The sequence below is a fragment of the Rhodococcus cercidiphylli genome, from assembly GCF_033042225.1.
GTDB lineage: Bacteria > Actinomycetota > Actinomycetes > Mycobacteriales > Mycobacteriaceae > Rhodococcoides.
This window is the reverse complement of sequence record NZ_JAWLKE010000010.1, coordinates 82,630-97,725: the sequence shown is the minus strand read 5'-3', so window position 1 is coordinate 97,725 and position 15,096 is coordinate 82,630. Positions and strand designations below refer to the sequence as shown.

Annotated in this window: 17 protein-coding genes and 1 riboswitch; of the genes, 3 read left to right on the top strand and 14 right to left on the bottom strand. The window is 65.2% G+C overall.

The features are described 5' to 3' along the window. Positions 1 to 18: 18 nt before the first annotated feature. The 12 genes from gcvP to idi all read right to left on the bottom strand — a co-directional run bounded on the left by gcvP (position 19) and on the right by idi (position 10,571). Positions 19 to 2,871, bottom strand: a complete 2,853-nt coding sequence (gcvP, locus tag R3P95_RS22855; RefSeq protein WP_394855458.1) for an aminomethyl-transferring glycine dehydrogenase — start codon at positions 2,869 to 2,871, stop codon at positions 19 to 21. A 183-nt stretch (positions 2,872 to 3,054) separates the two neighbouring features. Beyond that, positions 3,055 to 3,152, bottom strand: a riboswitch (glycine riboswitch). A gap of 12 nt (positions 3,153 to 3,164) precedes the next feature. After that, the gene (locus R3P95_RS22850) at positions 3,165 to 3,722 is read right to left on the bottom strand and encodes a MerR family transcriptional regulator (protein ID WP_094642346.1); all 558 of its coding nucleotides are present in this window, start codon (positions 3,720 to 3,722) and stop codon (positions 3,165 to 3,167) included. Positions 3,723 to 4,120: 398 nt separating this feature from the next. Further along, the gene (locus R3P95_RS22845) at positions 4,121 to 4,594 is read right to left on the bottom strand and encodes a bifunctional nuclease family protein (RefSeq protein WP_149405724.1); all 474 of its coding nucleotides are present in this window, start codon (positions 4,592 to 4,594) and stop codon (positions 4,121 to 4,123) included. Positions 4,595 to 4,694: 100 nt separating this feature from the next. Beyond that, entirely contained in the window at positions 4,695 to 5,432 is a 738-nt protein-coding gene (ftsR, locus tag R3P95_RS22840; RefSeq protein WP_317549604.1) for a transcriptional regulator FtsR, read from the bottom strand. Further along, positions 5,429 to 5,926, bottom strand: coding sequence for an oxoglutarate dehydrogenase inhibitor Odhl (odhI, locus tag R3P95_RS22835; protein WP_032377955.1), 498 nt, complete (start codon positions 5,924 to 5,926; stop codon positions 5,429 to 5,431). The genes ftsR and odhI overlap by 4 nt, the downstream gene beginning before the upstream one ends. Positions 5,927 to 6,139: 213 nt before the next feature. Next, positions 6,140 to 6,544: a glycine cleavage system protein GcvH gene (gene gcvH / locus R3P95_RS22830; RefSeq protein WP_068047421.1), complete on the bottom strand. Its 405-nt coding sequence runs from the start codon at positions 6,542 to 6,544 to the stop codon at positions 6,140 to 6,142. 41 nt (positions 6,545 to 6,585) lie between these two features. Further along, positions 6,586 to 7,335 (bottom strand): DUF881 domain-containing protein, encoded by a 750-nt coding sequence (locus R3P95_RS22825; RefSeq protein ID WP_269594061.1) that lies wholly within the window; start codon positions 7,333 to 7,335, stop codon positions 6,586 to 6,588. Positions 7,336 to 7,338: 3 nt separating this feature from the next. Continuing rightward, positions 7,339 to 7,767, bottom strand: coding sequence for a small basic family protein (locus R3P95_RS22820; protein WP_149405722.1), 429 nt, complete (start codon positions 7,765 to 7,767; stop codon positions 7,339 to 7,341). Continuing rightward, a complete protein-coding gene (locus tag R3P95_RS22815) occupies positions 7,764 to 8,579 on the bottom strand; it encodes a DUF881 domain-containing protein (RefSeq protein WP_317549603.1) in 816 nt (271 codons plus the stop codon). Before R3P95_RS22815 ends, R3P95_RS22820 begins: the two co-directional genes overlap by 4 nt. Before the next feature lie 56 nt (positions 8,580 to 8,635). After that, the gene (locus R3P95_RS22810; protein WP_149405720.1) at positions 8,636 to 9,238 is read right to left on the bottom strand and encodes a CDP-alcohol phosphatidyltransferase family protein; all 603 of its coding nucleotides are present in this window, start codon (positions 9,236 to 9,238) and stop codon (positions 8,636 to 8,638) included. Positions 9,239 to 9,299: 61 nt separating this feature from the next. Next, positions 9,300 to 9,935, bottom strand: a complete 636-nt coding sequence (locus R3P95_RS22805) for an NUDIX hydrolase (protein ID WP_317549601.1) — start codon at positions 9,933 to 9,935, stop codon at positions 9,300 to 9,302. A gap of 27 nt (positions 9,936 to 9,962) precedes the next feature. Next, positions 9,963 to 10,571, bottom strand: coding sequence for an isopentenyl-diphosphate Delta-isomerase (gene idi / locus R3P95_RS22800; RefSeq protein WP_300518241.1), 609 nt, complete (start codon positions 10,569 to 10,571; stop codon positions 9,963 to 9,965). A 44-nt stretch (positions 10,572 to 10,615) separates the two neighbouring features. Here idi and R3P95_RS22795 point away from each other — a divergent pair, with 44 nt between their 5' ends. From R3P95_RS22795 to R3P95_RS22785, 3 genes are all read left to right on the top strand, one after another. After that, positions 10,616 to 10,774, top strand: a complete 159-nt coding sequence (locus tag R3P95_RS22795) for a hypothetical protein (RefSeq protein WP_317549600.1) — start codon at positions 10,616 to 10,618, stop codon at positions 10,772 to 10,774. A gap of 103 nt (positions 10,775 to 10,877) precedes the next feature. Beyond that, positions 10,878 to 11,135 (top strand): hypothetical protein, encoded by a 258-nt coding sequence (locus tag R3P95_RS22790; protein WP_032398144.1) that lies wholly within the window; start codon positions 10,878 to 10,880, stop codon positions 11,133 to 11,135. Next, a complete protein-coding gene (locus R3P95_RS22785; RefSeq protein WP_317549599.1) occupies positions 11,132 to 12,394 on the top strand; it encodes a cupin domain-containing protein in 1,263 nt (420 codons plus the stop codon). Before R3P95_RS22790 ends, R3P95_RS22785 begins: the two co-directional genes overlap by 4 nt. Positions 12,395 to 12,397: 3 nt before the next feature. Here the strand turns inward: R3P95_RS22785 and R3P95_RS22780 are convergent, their stop codons facing one another. Both R3P95_RS22780 and R3P95_RS22775 read right to left on the bottom strand, forming a co-directional pair. After that, a complete protein-coding gene (locus tag R3P95_RS22780) occupies positions 12,398 to 13,159 on the bottom strand; it encodes an SDR family NAD(P)-dependent oxidoreductase (protein ID WP_317549598.1) in 762 nt (253 codons plus the stop codon). A 26-nt stretch (positions 13,160 to 13,185) separates the two neighbouring features. Beyond that, on the bottom strand, positions 13,186 to 14,982 hold the full coding sequence (locus R3P95_RS22775; RefSeq protein ID WP_317549597.1) for an acyl-CoA dehydrogenase: 1,797 nt from the start codon (positions 14,980 to 14,982) through the stop codon (positions 13,186 to 13,188). Positions 14,983 to 15,096 lie beyond the last annotated feature (114 nt).

Genomic DNA, 15,096 nt, shown 5'->3' with positions numbered 1-15,096 from the left:
GCGGGCTCTGTTCTCGGCTCAGGCGAACGCCTCGATCGGTGGGCACGAGCACACCAGATTGCGGTCTCCGTGGGCACCGTCGATGCGACGCACCGCCGGCCACACCTTCGGACGGTCGTAGCCCGCCGGGTAGGCAGCGAGTTCCCGTGAGTACGGGTGATCCCACTCGGCAACCAGACTCCGAGCGGTGTGCGGTGCACCTCGAAGTGGGTTGTCGTCGACCGTCCATTCGCCCGATCCGACGCGATCGATCTCTCCCCTGATGGCGATCATCGCATCGCAGAATGCGTCGATCTCCTCGAGGTTCTCGCTCTCGGTCGGCTCGACCATCAGAGTTCCCGGCACCGGGAAGCTCATCGTGGGCGCGTGGAAGCCGTAGTCCGCCAACCTCTTCGCGACGTCGTCGACGGTGACTCCGGTGTCCTTGGTCAGGCCCCGAAGATCGAGAATGCACTCGTGGGCAACCATGCCGTTGTCGCCGGTGTACAGAACCGGGAAGTACTCGTCGAGGCGACGGGCGATGTAGTTGGCCGACGCGATCGCCGTCAACGTCGCCTGCCGGAGCCCCGTCGCACCCATCATCGCGATGTAGGCCCACGTGATCGTCAGGATCGAGGCGCTGCCGTAGGGGGCACCGGACACCGTCGGTCCCGAACCGAGCTGCGGGGCCAGTGGGTGACCCGGCAGGTACGGCTGCAGGTGCGACCGCACACCGATGGGTCCGACACCGGGCCCGCCGCCTCCGTGCGGGATGCAGAACGTCTTGTGCAGGTTCAGGTGGCTGACATCGCCGCCGAATCGGCCCGGGCGCGCCAGACCGACGAGAGCGTTGAGGTTGGCACCGTCGACGTACACCTGACCGCCCGCGTCGTGGACCGCAGCACAGATCTCGGAGATCTCGTGCTCGTACACGCCATGGGTGGAGGGATAGGTGATCATGATCGCCGCGAGGGTGTCGGCGTGCTCGGCGATCTTGGCGCGCAGGTCGTCGACGTCGACGTCACCGTTGGGACGGCAGGCCACCACCACCACGCGCATCCCGACCATCACTGCCGAGGCCGCGTTGGTGCCGTGGGCGCTCGACGGGATCAAGCAGACGGTGCGTTCGGCATCGCCGTTGCCGAGGTGGTAGCGGCGAATGGCGAGCAGCCCCGCGTACTCGCCCTGGCTTCCCGCATTGGGCTGCAGGCTGACCGCGTCGTAGCCGGTGATGTCGACGAGCCACCGTTCCAGGTCGGCGATCACTTTCAGCAGACCGGGCACGTCCGAGGACGGAGCGAAGGGGTGCTGACGGGCGAACTGCGGCCAGGTGATGGACTCCATCTCCGCGGTGGCGTTCAGCTTCATCGTGCACGAACCCAGCGGAATCATGCTGCGATCGAGCGCAATGTCCTTGTCGGACAACGCGCGCAGGTACCGCAGCATGGCCGTCTCGGTGCGGTACCTGGTGAATGCCGGGTGCGTGAGGTACTCCGAGGTTCGAGTCATGTTCGCCGGCAACGACTCGGCCCCGGAACCTGCGGTTTCTGCACCGAACGCGGCGAGCACGTTCGCGATGTGCTCGGGCGTCGTCGCCTCGTCGCACGCGACGGCCACGTGGTCGGCGTCGACGAGCCGCAGATTGATCCCGCGCTGCTTGGCAGCGTCGACGACGGCCTGAGCCATTCCCGGGACGGACGCCAGGACGGTGTCGAAGAAGTCCGTGTGCACCACCTCGACACCTGCCTCCCGCAGACCTGCCGCCACGGTTCGAGCATGCGCATTCACCCGAGTTGCTATGGCACGCAATCCGTCCGCGCCGTGGTAGCTGGCATACATCGCAGCGACGATGGCCAGCAGGACCTGAGCGGTGCAGATGTTGGAGGTCGCCTTCTCACGGCGGATGTGCTGCTCACGGGTCTGCAGCGCCAGCCGGTAGGCGCGGTGGCCGTCGGCATCGAGCGAGACCCCGACCAATCGACCGGGCAGCTGACGGGAATGACCCGACCGCACTGCGAGGTAGCCGGCGTGCGGTCCGCCGTATCCCATCGGAACACCGAACCGCTGGGTGGTTCCGAAGCAGACGTCTGCGCCGATCTCACCGGGCGGGGTCACCACGGTGGCAGCCAGCAGGTCCACTCCCACTGCAACCAGAGCCCCGCGGTCGTGCGCGGCCTCGATGATCGCCGTGTGATCGACAAGACGGCCCGATGCGCCGGGCAGCTGCGCGAGCACACCGAAGAATTCTCCGTCGGGCAGGCCGTCGGTCAGATCGGCGTAGACCAATTCGATGCCCAGCGGCTCGGCGCGAGTGGCCAACACGGCCTCGGTTTGCGGGAAGATATCGGAATCGACCAGTAGCCGAGGCGACTTCGACGCCCTGTTCGCGCGCCGCATCAAGGTCATGGATTCGGCGGCCGCCGTCGACTCGTCGAGCATCGACGCATTGGCCACGTCCATGCCGGTGAGGTCGGCAACCATGGTCTGGAAGTTGAGCAACGCTTCGAGTCGCCCCTGGCTGATCTCCGGCTGATACGGCGTGTACGCGGTGTACCAGGCCGGGTTCTCCAGAATGCCTCGGGTCAGCACCGGCGGTGTGAGAGTGTCGTAGTAGCCCAGGCCGATCATCGACGTCGCCACGGTGTTCTGCCCGGCGAGGTCGGCCAGTGCTGAGAGCACCTCGTGCTCGCTCAGCGCGGGCGGTAGCGTCACCAACCCGTCGGGAACGCCGTCGACCACGGTATCGAGGATCGACGAAGGAACGGCCTTGCGGGCCAGCTCGTCGAGACTGTCGACGCCGATGGTGTCGAGGATGCGGACCAACTCGGCGGCGTCGGGGCCGATGTGACGGTCGACGAAAGTGTGTGCGGGCGAGCCGGTTCGGTCGGTCACGATGTGCTCCCAAGACGAGGCGTCGGACGGCCGAGGCATGCGCTCCGGCCGCTCCTCCCCCTCTGTCGTGTGCCCGCTGACGCGTGCGCCTGAGAGATTCGGTCGGACACGGCGCGCCAGTGAAGCGCGCCGGCACCTTTCCCCTTGGGCGGGTGGGTGCTCCCACCACTTTCCAGAGTTGTCGAAGCCCACACGGTCCGTGTGCCTGAGAGATTGACGGGGAGGTATTGCTCCTTCGGCGTCCGAGACTGGATGCCTCGGAACTCTCCCGCGCGGGCGCGACGAAAGAAAGTCTAGCCGGTCTTGCGGCTCGCGCGATTCTTGCGGCGCGACGCCAACTCGTCCTCGGGGCTCGGCTGGCTTTCACCGCCGTCGGCTCGTTCGGCCGGGAAGTCGGCGATGGTGCCGGTGAGCTCGCGCATCGCACCGTTCACGGCAATGCCGAACACACCCTGCCCACCTTGGAGCAGATCGACCACTTCTTCTGCCGACGTGCACTCGTAGACGGTGGTGCCGTCGGAGAACAGCGTGATGTTGGCGAGATCTCCCACCCCGCGCTGGCGTAGGTGATCGACGGCGACGCGGATGTTCTGCAGTGAGATACCGGTATCGAGCAGCCGCTTGACGATCTTGAGGACGAGCATGTCCTTGAACGAGTACAGCCGCTGGCTTCCCGATCCCGCTGCGCCGCGGATGGACGGGACGACGAGCCCGGTGCGGGCCCAGTAATCGAGCTGACGGTAGGTGATGCCGGCGATCTGGCACGCACTCGGCACGCGGTAGCCCACGAGTTCGTCGGGCACGGAGTCGTCGGGGAACAATCCCGGTTGAATGTCCTGGGGCGATTCGATTCGGGCGCTCGACGCCTGATCGGGGGTGTCGACCCGAGCATCGGCACCGACCGGCGTGTCCTCGGTCCGGCCTGCGGCTTCGGACTCTCGACGGCCGTGATGCTGCTGCGGCTGATCTCCCACTGACTGCTCCCTCTCGGATGTCTCACTGCGTTCGGATCGAGTCAGTACTGCGATCCGTCCGGGACACTGGAAATGCCTCGGTGTACTCGCGTGAAGTCATACCGTGTACCAGGCCAGAGTACGCCTCGGCAGGTATCGAAGAGGCGTGAACCGAACCCGGATCGGTCCAGCGACGGCGATGAACTTCACTGGCACGAACGTTATGGGGACGTTCGTGCAGATTCAACGCAACGCGCCGTAAACCTGAACCTAAAGTTGAGGTTGAGACTCTTCTGTTACCCGTCGGTGGCTTTGAAGTCGTCCGGAGAAACCGAGTCGAGGAACTCCTTGAACTTCTCGACCTCGTCCTCGCGCTCGTCGGGCATGATCAATCCGGCTTCGGCGAGCACGGGCTCCTCGGCGAAGATCGGCACCCCGGCCCGAAGCGCGATGGCAACGGAGTCCGACGGCCGAGCGGAGACCCTGATGTCCTTGTCGAACACCAGATCGGCGTAGAAGGTGCCCTCCTGCAGGTCGACGATGCGCACCTCCTTGAGCTGGTGCCCGAGCGCCGAGATCAGATTCTTGACGAGATCGTGGGTGAGCGGACGGGCCGGCTGCACACCCTGCTGCTCCAAAGCAATTGCGGCAGCCTCGGTTTGGCCGATCCAGATCGGGAGGTACCGGTCGCCGTCAGCCTCACGCAGCAGCAACACGGGCTGGTTCTGCGGCTGTTCGACACGAATACCGACCACACGCATCTCACTCATCGTGTCTGCCTCTCACCTCGAGAAATTCCGGGCTGCACTGAAAACTTGCTCAGCTCGTCGCTGCCGAGTCTATTGGAAGTCGAAACGACGCGAGCGAGCGTCACCGGTCGAGTGCACCGCGCACCGCGGCTTTGACCAGGCAGGTGTGCAAGGTCAAGGACAGTGCAGCCAATTCGCGAATCATTTCTTCTGCGCGATCGCGTGCACCGGCGTCTCGGCCCTTGGCCACAGGTCCGGCAATCTGCGCTACCAGACCGGCCTCGCGGTCCGCCGCGAGCTTGAAGGCGCGGAGGTGGCGCACCTCGAGACCGAACTGCAACATCGCGTGCGCCGTCCGGGCGAGCGTCACCGCTCCGTCGTCGTAGAAACCGGCCTGCCCCGGAGTGATCAAGCCGGCTCGCAACAGCTCGGTCAGAAACGCATCGTCGATCCCCGCCTGAGCGAGTAGATCTGCCTTGGCGATGCGAACCTCACGATCAGGCAGGAACTCCTCCGGAGAGACCTCACCCGCGGCAACTGTCAGCGACCGCGGACGCTTGACCGACGCATCGGCCCGTTCGACGGTCGCGACCCCGTGGTCGATGGCTTCGAGTTGTTCCTTGATCACCTTGAGCGGCAGGTACTGATCGCGCTGCGCGGTCAGCACGAAGCGCAGACGCTCGCAATCGGCGATGGAGAACCGCCGGTACCCCGACGGTGTGCGTTCCGGCGAGATCAGCCCCTCGGATTCGAGAAATCTGATCTTCGAGATGGTGACATCAGGAAAGTCGGGCCGAAGTCGATCGAGGACGGAGCCAATCGACATCCCCCCGTTGGACTGCTGCCCGACGGCGGTCACTGGCTTCCTGCACCCGCAGACGCGTCGCCGACCTGAGATCCGTTGCCGCCCCGCGGTCCGGTGAGGAACACCAGCCGGAACTTGCCGATCTGGACCTCGTCGCCGTTGGCCAACACAGCGGAGTCGACCGGCTCCCGGTTGACGTACGTGCCGTTGAGGCTGCCGACGTCGACGACCTGGAAGTCGTCCTCGTCCTGCCGGAACTCGGCATGCCGACGGCTGACGGTGACATCGTCGAGGAATATGTCACTGTCGGGGTGCCGACCGGCCGAGGTGGTGGGCTGGTCGAGCAGGAACCGTGATCCGGCGTTGGGTCCTCGCTTGACGACGAGCAGCGCGGCACCGACAGGCAACCCCTCGACACCCGATACCGGAGCTTCGGTGCTCTGGGCGGCCGCGGAGTTGTCCAGCTCCTGCAGGAAATCTGCACGGAAGACCGAGGTGGTCTCTGCCGGTGACTCCCCGTAGTTGCTGTCGTTGTCGTTCTGGCTCACCGTTACTCCTTCTCAGTCCGTTCACCCGGGGCAGAGAACGCCGCGGGTAACGCAGTACATGGTCTTCACATCAGGTGTTGCTTGGCGTTCGGTGTTGCGTAGCTTCGTACAGCTTGCTGGACCTTCGCCCCGACAGGGTATTCGCTCGGTGTCGACCGTACCCTGCGCAGTGGTGGCCGTGTGGCCTGTTGGCTGGTGTCGACAGCCGGCCGATCACTCGGCCGTGATGAGAGCATATCCGGCGGCATCGAGCATCTGCGCCAGTGCCGCGTCCAACTCCTCCGGTGTCGAAACCTCGAGGTCGATCAGCCAGCCTCCGGTGTAGGGTCCCGAGTTCACCTTCTCCGGTTCGCCGTCCAGATCCTCGTTCACGGCAACCACTTTCGCGGTCAGAGGGCTGAACACGTCGGACACGCTCTTGGTGGATTCGACCTCGCCGAGAGACGCGCCCGCGGTCACGGTGTCGCCGATCGAGGGAAGTTGAACGAACACCACGTCGCCCAACTGCGCCTGCGCGAAATCGGTGATACCGATTCGCACCGTTGCAGGCCCCGTGCGCTGCACCCACTCGTGCTCGGGGGTGTAGTACAGATCAGCTGGTGTGTCGATGTCGCTCAACGCGGCATTCCCTTCGATCGTGGCCCGGGGCGAGCGGGCGGTCAGTTACCGGGCTGAGCGTATTGACGCGGGCGCGGGTCCCGCAAGGCGGACACCGTGACCTGGTCCGACTGCGCGATGTTCGACGTCGCACCGTTGCGAGTCACCGTGTCGACGACCCCGCCGGGAATGTTCAGTGCCGACGCGAGAGTCGGCGAATCCCCGATGGCAGTGAAGGTGTACGGGGCACGCAGTTCTCTACCGTCGACCACGATCCGACCCGCGGAACCGGCGATCCACGAATCGACGCCGATGCGCACGGCATTTCCGCCGCCCTCGAGCTGGAGCGCTTCGGCACCTGCTGCACGCAACTCCTGCATGGCGTCGAGCAGCACCTCCGATCCCACGCCCGAGTTCGGGTCCTCGATCACCAGTGTCACCCCCGGCCCCTGTGCCGCGACGGTACCGACTTGAATCGACAACGCGGACAATCGTTCCTGCGCTTCCGCCACCGCCGCCTCCGATCCCGATCCGGACTGACGCAGCGTCGCCAGAGTGGCCTGCAGAGTGCTGATCTCGTCCCGGATCGACGCCTCGCGTCGGGTCAGGGTGTCCAGCACGACCAGCAGGTCCTCGGGCCGAGAGTTCTCCAGGCCGTCGGTGGTGCTCGTCTCTCGTACCTGCGTGGCCAGGCCGATTCCCAGGACGCACAACAGCGCGAGCGCGAGAACACCGAATGCCGCTCCGCGCCTTCGTCCCTGTGCACCGGGACGTCGCGCGCGCCATCCGTGCCGACCGCCGCCTGCCGTCATGATCTAGGCACCGAACAGACGCCTGCGCAGGGCGGCGGCGTTGCCGAAGATACGGATTCCGAGGACCACGACGATTGCCGTGGACAGCTGAGTTCCCACTCCGAGCTGATCGCCTAGCCACACGATCAGAGCCGCGACGAGGACGTTGAAGACGAACGAGATCACGAACACCTTGGCGTCGAAGATGCCGTCGAGGAAAGCCCGTACACCGCCGAACACCGCGTCGATCGCCGCGACTACGGCAATCGGCAGATAGGGCGCAACCACGGCGGGAACCTGCGGGCCTGCAACCGTCCCGATGACGACGCCTACGATCAGAGCGGCGATCGCGGCAAGAGCGTAGACCCCGTGGGTGGGGGTGATCGGCGAGTCGGACGGTTCGTGCACGTCGGACTCCGCCGGGTGGGCACTCGGTGGATCGTGCTCCGTCATCGTCGGCCTACCTCCTCTGCCACGAACGACTCTCTCACAGCGGCGGGACCGAGTTCGAGATCGGTTGCCGGGCGTACCGTGAATCCGACGCCGTACAACTGCGCCACCGTGCTCATTCGCAGATAGGCGTCGCTGACGACGAACTGGACCTGGATGCGTTGGGGCGGCCCTATCGCGTCGATGGCGTAGGGCGAGTCGATCGGGCGATTGTCCAGCAGCATTGCCCCGCCTGCCTGCCGGATGGTCACGTTGGGTCCGACGCGAATACCGTCGACCGACACCGCCTCGGCACCGCTCGCCCACAACGAATTGACGATTGCAGCGATGTCTCGATCCAGCACGGCGGCGCCCGAACCAACACGAATCGACCGATCCGACGTGGCGTCCTCGGCCACCGGCTCGGTGACGACGACCGAGAGCCCGGGGCCGGTCACCGAATCGATGCCGGCGGCGGATTCGACAGCACTCAACCGGTCCAGCAGGGCACTGCCCGAGACATCGGACTGCAGAGCTCTGTCACGCTCCGAGGACACCTGCTCGACCAGTGCCTGTTGTGTCGCTTCCAATTCGGCACTGCGATCCTGCGCGGCGCGGACAGCAGCCGACGCATCGGAGCCCGCACGGTCCACGTCGGCACCGCCGGAAGCCAGCTGCGAGAACGCGATACCGAAGATCACCCCGACTACGACCGCACCGCCCAACAACCAGAGCGCGGCAGGTACCCGCGGCTTGCGAGTGTGCTGCGCCGTCCGTTCGGCAGCCGCCGCCCCGTATCCCGGGTCCAGATGGTCGGTCAACAAGGACGTCAGCAACGACGGGACGGGATTCCTCTTGACCTGTTTCTCCGGTCGTTCCGCAGGCTCCACCGTCAGGTGCCGGCCACAGTCGGCTCGACTGCCCTGGCGACGGCGATCGCCTTGCCGAGGTACAGCAGACCGGTCCAGATGTACAACGCGGTGCCCCAGATCAGCAACGCGTATCCGAGCGGTCCTGCGGCATCGGCCACCGAATTGCTGCCGGCAGAGACCAGGAGGACCGGCAGCGCGATCATCACCACGAAGGTCGCGGCCTTACCGAGATAGATGACGTCCGGAGGCGGGAGGGATCTGCGGCGATAGACGAACATCGTCAATCCGAGTACGGCATCGCGACCGATGAGTATCGCGGCAACCCACCACGGAATGATGCCGCGCAGCACGAACGCCACCAGGGTGCTGACCACGTAGAGCCGATCGACCAACGGATCGAGAACTGCACCCAGCTTCGATGCCTGACCGAGCATGCGAGCGAGTTTGCCGTCGAGCCAATCGGTTCCACCGCTGACCAGCAGGAGCACCAGCGCCCAACCGTCGGCCTCGGGGCCGAGCATGAGGTAGAGAAACAGCGGAACACCCAACAGCCGGATTGCGCTGAGAAGGTTGGGAATGGTCGCGATGCGATCCGATACCTCGAGCTCACGGTCGTTCGTCATCGGCGATCACCTCCTTCTCGTGCCGCTTGTCTCGCTCTGCCCGCTCGGGCTTGCGGCCACGTTAGCGCCACGCGAACACCGGCTGCTCGAAGTCCGCGACTCGGGTGTGTCGACCATGCAGTGCCACTTCACGGAACTGATGGACGATCGCGCCGGTCGGAGCATGGATGGCACCCGTTCGGTACGGCCACCGGATAACCGGACGCGTCGATTCGGGAATCGACACGAATTGGGCGTCGACGTCGAGTTCGTCGACCGTCACCTCGAACACTTCGGCCACCTCGTCCTCGCTGGGCAGCAACGTGGACGAGTAGTCGCCGACCCACACCACGAACGGAGTGATGACGTACCCGGATCGGGTGACGTAGTCGTCCAACCTACCGAGCACGTCGGTCTCGTCGGCGCGAATCCCCAACTCCTCGGCCAATTCCCGCAGACAGGCCTGCATCCGGGACTCGCCCGGGTCCACACCTCCGCCGGGCAACGCGTATTGGCCCGGATGTGCGCGCAACCGATCCGGCCTCCTCGTCAGAAGCATGCGCCTGTCCCCCGGCGGTCCACCGACCGCAACGGCAACGGCGGCGGCGCGGAGTCCGTCCGTTTCGGCGGTGCGGTGGCAGAAGCGGGCGAGTTCGCGCGCGACGGAGGCACGATCGAGCAGGTCCTCGTTCGGCCTGTCGGAATTGTCGACGGTCACAGCACGAACCCTAGAGGCCGGGCAGGATCAGCGGGTGTCGGCAGGACGGGCAGCGGGGGGAAGCATGTCGTCCGGCGATGCCGGCCAGCCGAGTGGCTCGTCGGCCAGAGCGGTCAACTGCTCCACCTGTGTTCGGCACCAGGGTGATACGTCGATGGTGCCGCCCCGCACCCCCGCGGAGAACTCACGCCACGACACCCATCGAGTCTCCTCCACCTCGGCCGGGTCGGGATCGAGTGTCGCGTGCTCGTCGACTCTCACGCGGTACACCGGACAGATCTCGTTCTCCACGATTCCGTTGTCCATGACGGCCCGGTACCGGAAGTGCGGCAGCACCAACTCGGCGGATTCCGCATGCAGGCCCAATTCTTCACCGATTCGGCGCAGTACGGCGTCGTCGAGCTTCTCACCGGGTGCCGGGTGGCCACAGCACGTATTGGTCAGCACCCCTGGCCACGTCGTCTTGCTCGACGCTCTGCGTGTGAGAAGAACTGCGCCGTCCGATCTCACCACGTAGCTGGAAAATGCCAGGTGCAGTGGCGTGTCCAGTGTGTGGACGGTGGTCTTGTCGTGCGTGCCGACGGCGCGGCCTTCGTCGTCCAGCAGCACCACGTGCTGCGCTCGGGATCGATCCATCGTTCCATCGTCCCACGGCCTGCGCGGCGGTCTACTGTCGAACCATGGGACGTGACGAGAACACCGACAGCGAGAACCCGACAGACTCCGAGAAGGCATCGGACACGCCGAAGGGCGGCCGACCAGGACCGGTGGACGGCGGCGGCGGAGGCGGAATGGCGACCCGGGAGAACGCACCCGAGATCGCCGAGGACTCTGCCTGAGATTCGCCACACCACCGCTGTTTGAGAAACAGAGTTTGCGTCAATACCTCCGATGTTCTCGCGCTGCGCGGGTACACGAACCTCCACGACCGGAAGGACTTCGATGAGCATCAACGACGACGACATCACCACCACGGGCGGAGCCGCAGGCGAAGGACCCGCCGACGGCGGATCGAACCCCGGTGGCCATGACGGCGGAGCAGACGGCCCCGCCGGAGCCGGTGAAGGACCCGCCGACGGCGGATCCAACCCTGACGGTCACGACGGCGGAGCAGACGGCCCCGCCGGAGCGGGCGAGGGCCCGGCCGACGGTGGATCGAACCCCAACGGACACGACGGCGGTGCGGACGGTACCGCTTGAGCACTGAGTCGAGCGGCGAGCGCGGATCGGATAATCGGTCCGCGCTCCGTCGTCTCACCGGTACCGACTTCAGGACGTTCGCAGACCGGTTCTGGGGTACAGCTCCCAAACTGACCCGATCCGCCGAGCTGTCGGACTCGTTCGACGATCTGATGACACTCGACGCGGTCGACGAGCTGATCTCGGAACGCGGAGTACGCACTCCGTTCGTGCGGATGGCCAAAGACGGTCGGTTGCTGGACAAGTCGCAGTTCACGTCGTCCGGCGGGTTCGGTGCCGAGGTAACGGACCAGGTCGACTCCGCAGCGGTGCTGGCAGCCTTCGCGGCCGGAAACACGCTGGTACTTCAGGGCCTGCATCGACTGTGGCCGCCGCTGATTCATTTCGTCGGTGATCTCGTTCGCGAGCTGGGCCACCCCGTGCAAGTGAACTCGTATGTGACACCAGCCGCATCGCAAGGCTTTTCACCGCACTACGACGTACACGATGTGTTCGTCGTGCAGATCGCGGGCACCAAGCGGTGGAGCATTCACTCTCCGGTGCACGTGCATCCGCTCAACAATCAACCGTGGTCGGACCGACGGTCGGCCGTCGAGGACCACGCATCGAACACTCCCGAACTGGACGTTGTCCTCGAGCCCGGCGATGTGCTCTACCTGCCGCGCGGGTGGATCCACTCGGCGCAAGCGCTCGGTGACACAACCGTGCACCTGACCATCGGCGTGGCGTCGTACAACGACTACGACGTCGCCCACCACGTGCTGAAGTCGCTGGGCGACGTCGAGAGTCTGCGCGCTCCCCTTCCCGCCGGCCTCGACCACTCCGACTCGGAGTCCATCGCTGCGCATGTACACCGAGTCGTGGACGCCATGCGCGCCGCGCTCGACGAGATCGACCGAGACCCCGACGCGATACGTCGATTGGCCGAACGCGTCGCTGATCGTCACGACGAGCTTGTCCGACCGGAACCGGTGCGCCCACTGGCAAGCGTCGCTGCGATGGGAGCGTTGCGGGGCGAGGATTCGATCCGACTACGGCCCGGCGTGTTCGCCCGTGTCGTGCGATCTGCCCACGCAGTGTCCGTGGTCGTGCGCACCAAGACCGTGACGATGCCGCCCCAGTGCGCAGACGCTCTCGACCTGCTGAACCAGGGCGCACCGTGCCGCCTCGATGCCCTGCCCGGACTCGACACCGACGACGCGTTGGTGGTTGCGCGCAGACTGATCCGCGAGGGCATCGCCGTGCCGGCCGAACGATAGCCGTCAGGTGATCGTGATTCCACCGTCCACCGCGATGGTCTGACCCGTCACGTATCCCCCGGCGTCCGAGGCGAGCCAGATGGCAGTTGCGGCCAGTTCTTCGGGATCGCCTTTGCGTCCGAGGATCATTCGCGGAGCCATCGAGTCGAGGTATCCCGGCTGGTACGAGTCCGTCATCTCGCTCTGGAAGAAACCTGGCGCAATAGCGTTGACTCTGATGCCTTTTCGCGCGCCCCACTGCTGCGCCAGATCGCGGGTGAGGCCGATGATCGCTGCCTTGCTCGCGCTGTAGGCCGCCTGCGGAAGGCCTGCGGTGGTCAGCCCCAGAATGCTGGAGATGTTCACGATCGAACTGCCGGGTGCCATCACCCGTCCGCAGGCCTGCGCTGCCCAGTACGACCCGTTCAAGTTGATGTCGATCACCGAGCGGAACTGCTCGGGTGTCTCACGGGTTGCGGGGTAGGCCGTGCCTACCCCGGCGTTGTTGATCAGAATGTCCACTGTTCCGAACTCCTTCACCGCGGCCTCGACCATCGCGGTGCACTGGTCCGGGTCCACCACGTCGGTGGCGACCGTGATCGAACGCCCTCCGACGCTGTCGATCAACTCTGCGGTCTGCGCCAACTTGTCCACTCGTCGTGCGGCGAGCACCACGTCCGCTCCTGCCTCGGCGGCTGCCTTGGCGAATGCCACGCCCAGTCCGGAGGATGCACCGGTGACGATGACGACGCGTCCGTCCAGGCGAAATTTTTCCAAGATCGACATGTTCGATGAATCTCCTTGTTTTCGACTCAGAACCAAGCGGGTGACATATCGAGGGTGGTGCGGTCCAGTCTCGCCAACAGATCGAGCTGCACGTCCACCTTCGGCAGTTCGTAGACGTAGAAGTATTTAGCTGCAGAACGCTTTCCGTCGTAGAAGTCTCCGGTTTTCGTGCCGACCGCCAGCAACTGCTCGAGCCACATCCAGGCGATGACAGTGTGCCCCATCGCTTCGAGGTAGGCCGTGGAGTTCGCCAGCGCCACGGCGGCGTCGCCGGTACCCCACACTGCCGCGGTGACCTCGACGATTCTGTCGAAGCGCGCGTGCAGTTCGGCGGCGTATCGAGCAGCGTCACCGCCTGCTGCGTGGGCCCGCTCCACCGTCTCCGCGACGTGTTCGGCCAGCAGAGCCAATCCCGCGCCGCCCTGCATGATCACCTTGCGCCCGAGCAGATCCAATCCCTGAATGCCGTGTGTGCCTTCATGAATCGGGTTGAGGCGATTGTCGCGGTAGTGCTGCTCGACGTCGTAGTCGCGGGTGTATCCGTAGCCGCCGTGCACCTGAATGGCCAGGCTGTTGGCTTCGAGGCACCACTGAGACGGCCAGCTCTTGGCGATGGGGGTCAGTACGTCGAGCAACAGTGTCGATCGTGCTGCTTCGGCATCGTCGGATGCCGAATCCTGATGGTCGACCAGACGCGAACAATAGAGTCCCAGGGCCAGCGCGCCTTCGACGTACGACTTCTGCGCCAACAACATTCGACGAACGTCGGCGTGTTCGATCAGCGCGACAGGGGGTGCTGCCGGATCTTTCGCGCCGAGCGGTCGTCCCTGAGTACGCGTCTTCGCGTACTCGACCGACTTCAGGTAACCGACGTACCCGAGCGCGATGGCCAGGAATCCGACGCCGATCCGGGCCTCGTTCATCATGTGGAACATGTACGACAAACCGCGGTTCTCCTCGGCGACGAGGTAGCCGACAGCTCCGGATTGCCCACCGGGAGAGTGGGTTCCGTCGCCGAACGCCAGCAGGGTATTGGTGGTACCGCGGTTGCCCATCTTGTGATTGAGGCCGGTCAGCACGATGTCGTTGCGCTCGCCCGTACCGCCGTCGCCGTTCGGGAGGAATTTGGGAACGATGAACAGGGAGATTCCCTTGACTCCTGGCGGTCCTCCCGGGGTCTTGGCGAGCACCAGGTGGACGATGTTCTCGGTGAGTTCGTGATCTCCACCCGAAATCCACATCTTGGTACCGGTGATGCGGAAGCTACCGTCGTCCTGCGGCACTGCCTTCGTCGTGATGTCCGCCAGTGACGATCCGGCCTGCGGTTCCGACAGACACATGGTTCCGAACCAGCGCCCTTCCAGCATGGGCCGGACATAATCTTGCACCTGATCCGGCGTGCCGTACGTCGCGATCAGGTTGGCGTTGGCCATGGTGAGGAAAGGGTACGAGGAGGTCCCGGCGTTGGCGGCCTGGAAGAACGCCATCGCTGCCCGAGAGACGGTCGCAGGCAGTTGCATCCCGCCTATCGACTCGTCGAACTGCCCGGCGATCAGACCCGCGGACGCATAGACATCGAGCGCTTCCTTGACTTCGGGTATCAGCTCGACCGAACCGTCCGCATTCATCGTCGGCTCCTGCGCATCCGCTTTCTTGTTGTGCGGCGCGAAGTGCTTGCGGGCGATGTCCGCACTGAGGCCGAGGACCGCGTCGAAGGTCTCCTTCGAGTGCTCCGCGAAGCGCGGTCGAGCTGTCAGTGCCGCCACGTCCAGCCATTCGTACAGCAGAAAATCCAGGTCGCGTCGCGAGAGGACGTCCGACATTCACTTCTCCGATCGCGAGGGGTGACACGTGCGCGCGACGGTGACTAGCACTGTGACGCACATGACTGTGGTTTCACCATACAAGTCTCGATCTCCCGCTTTCACCGAGTACCC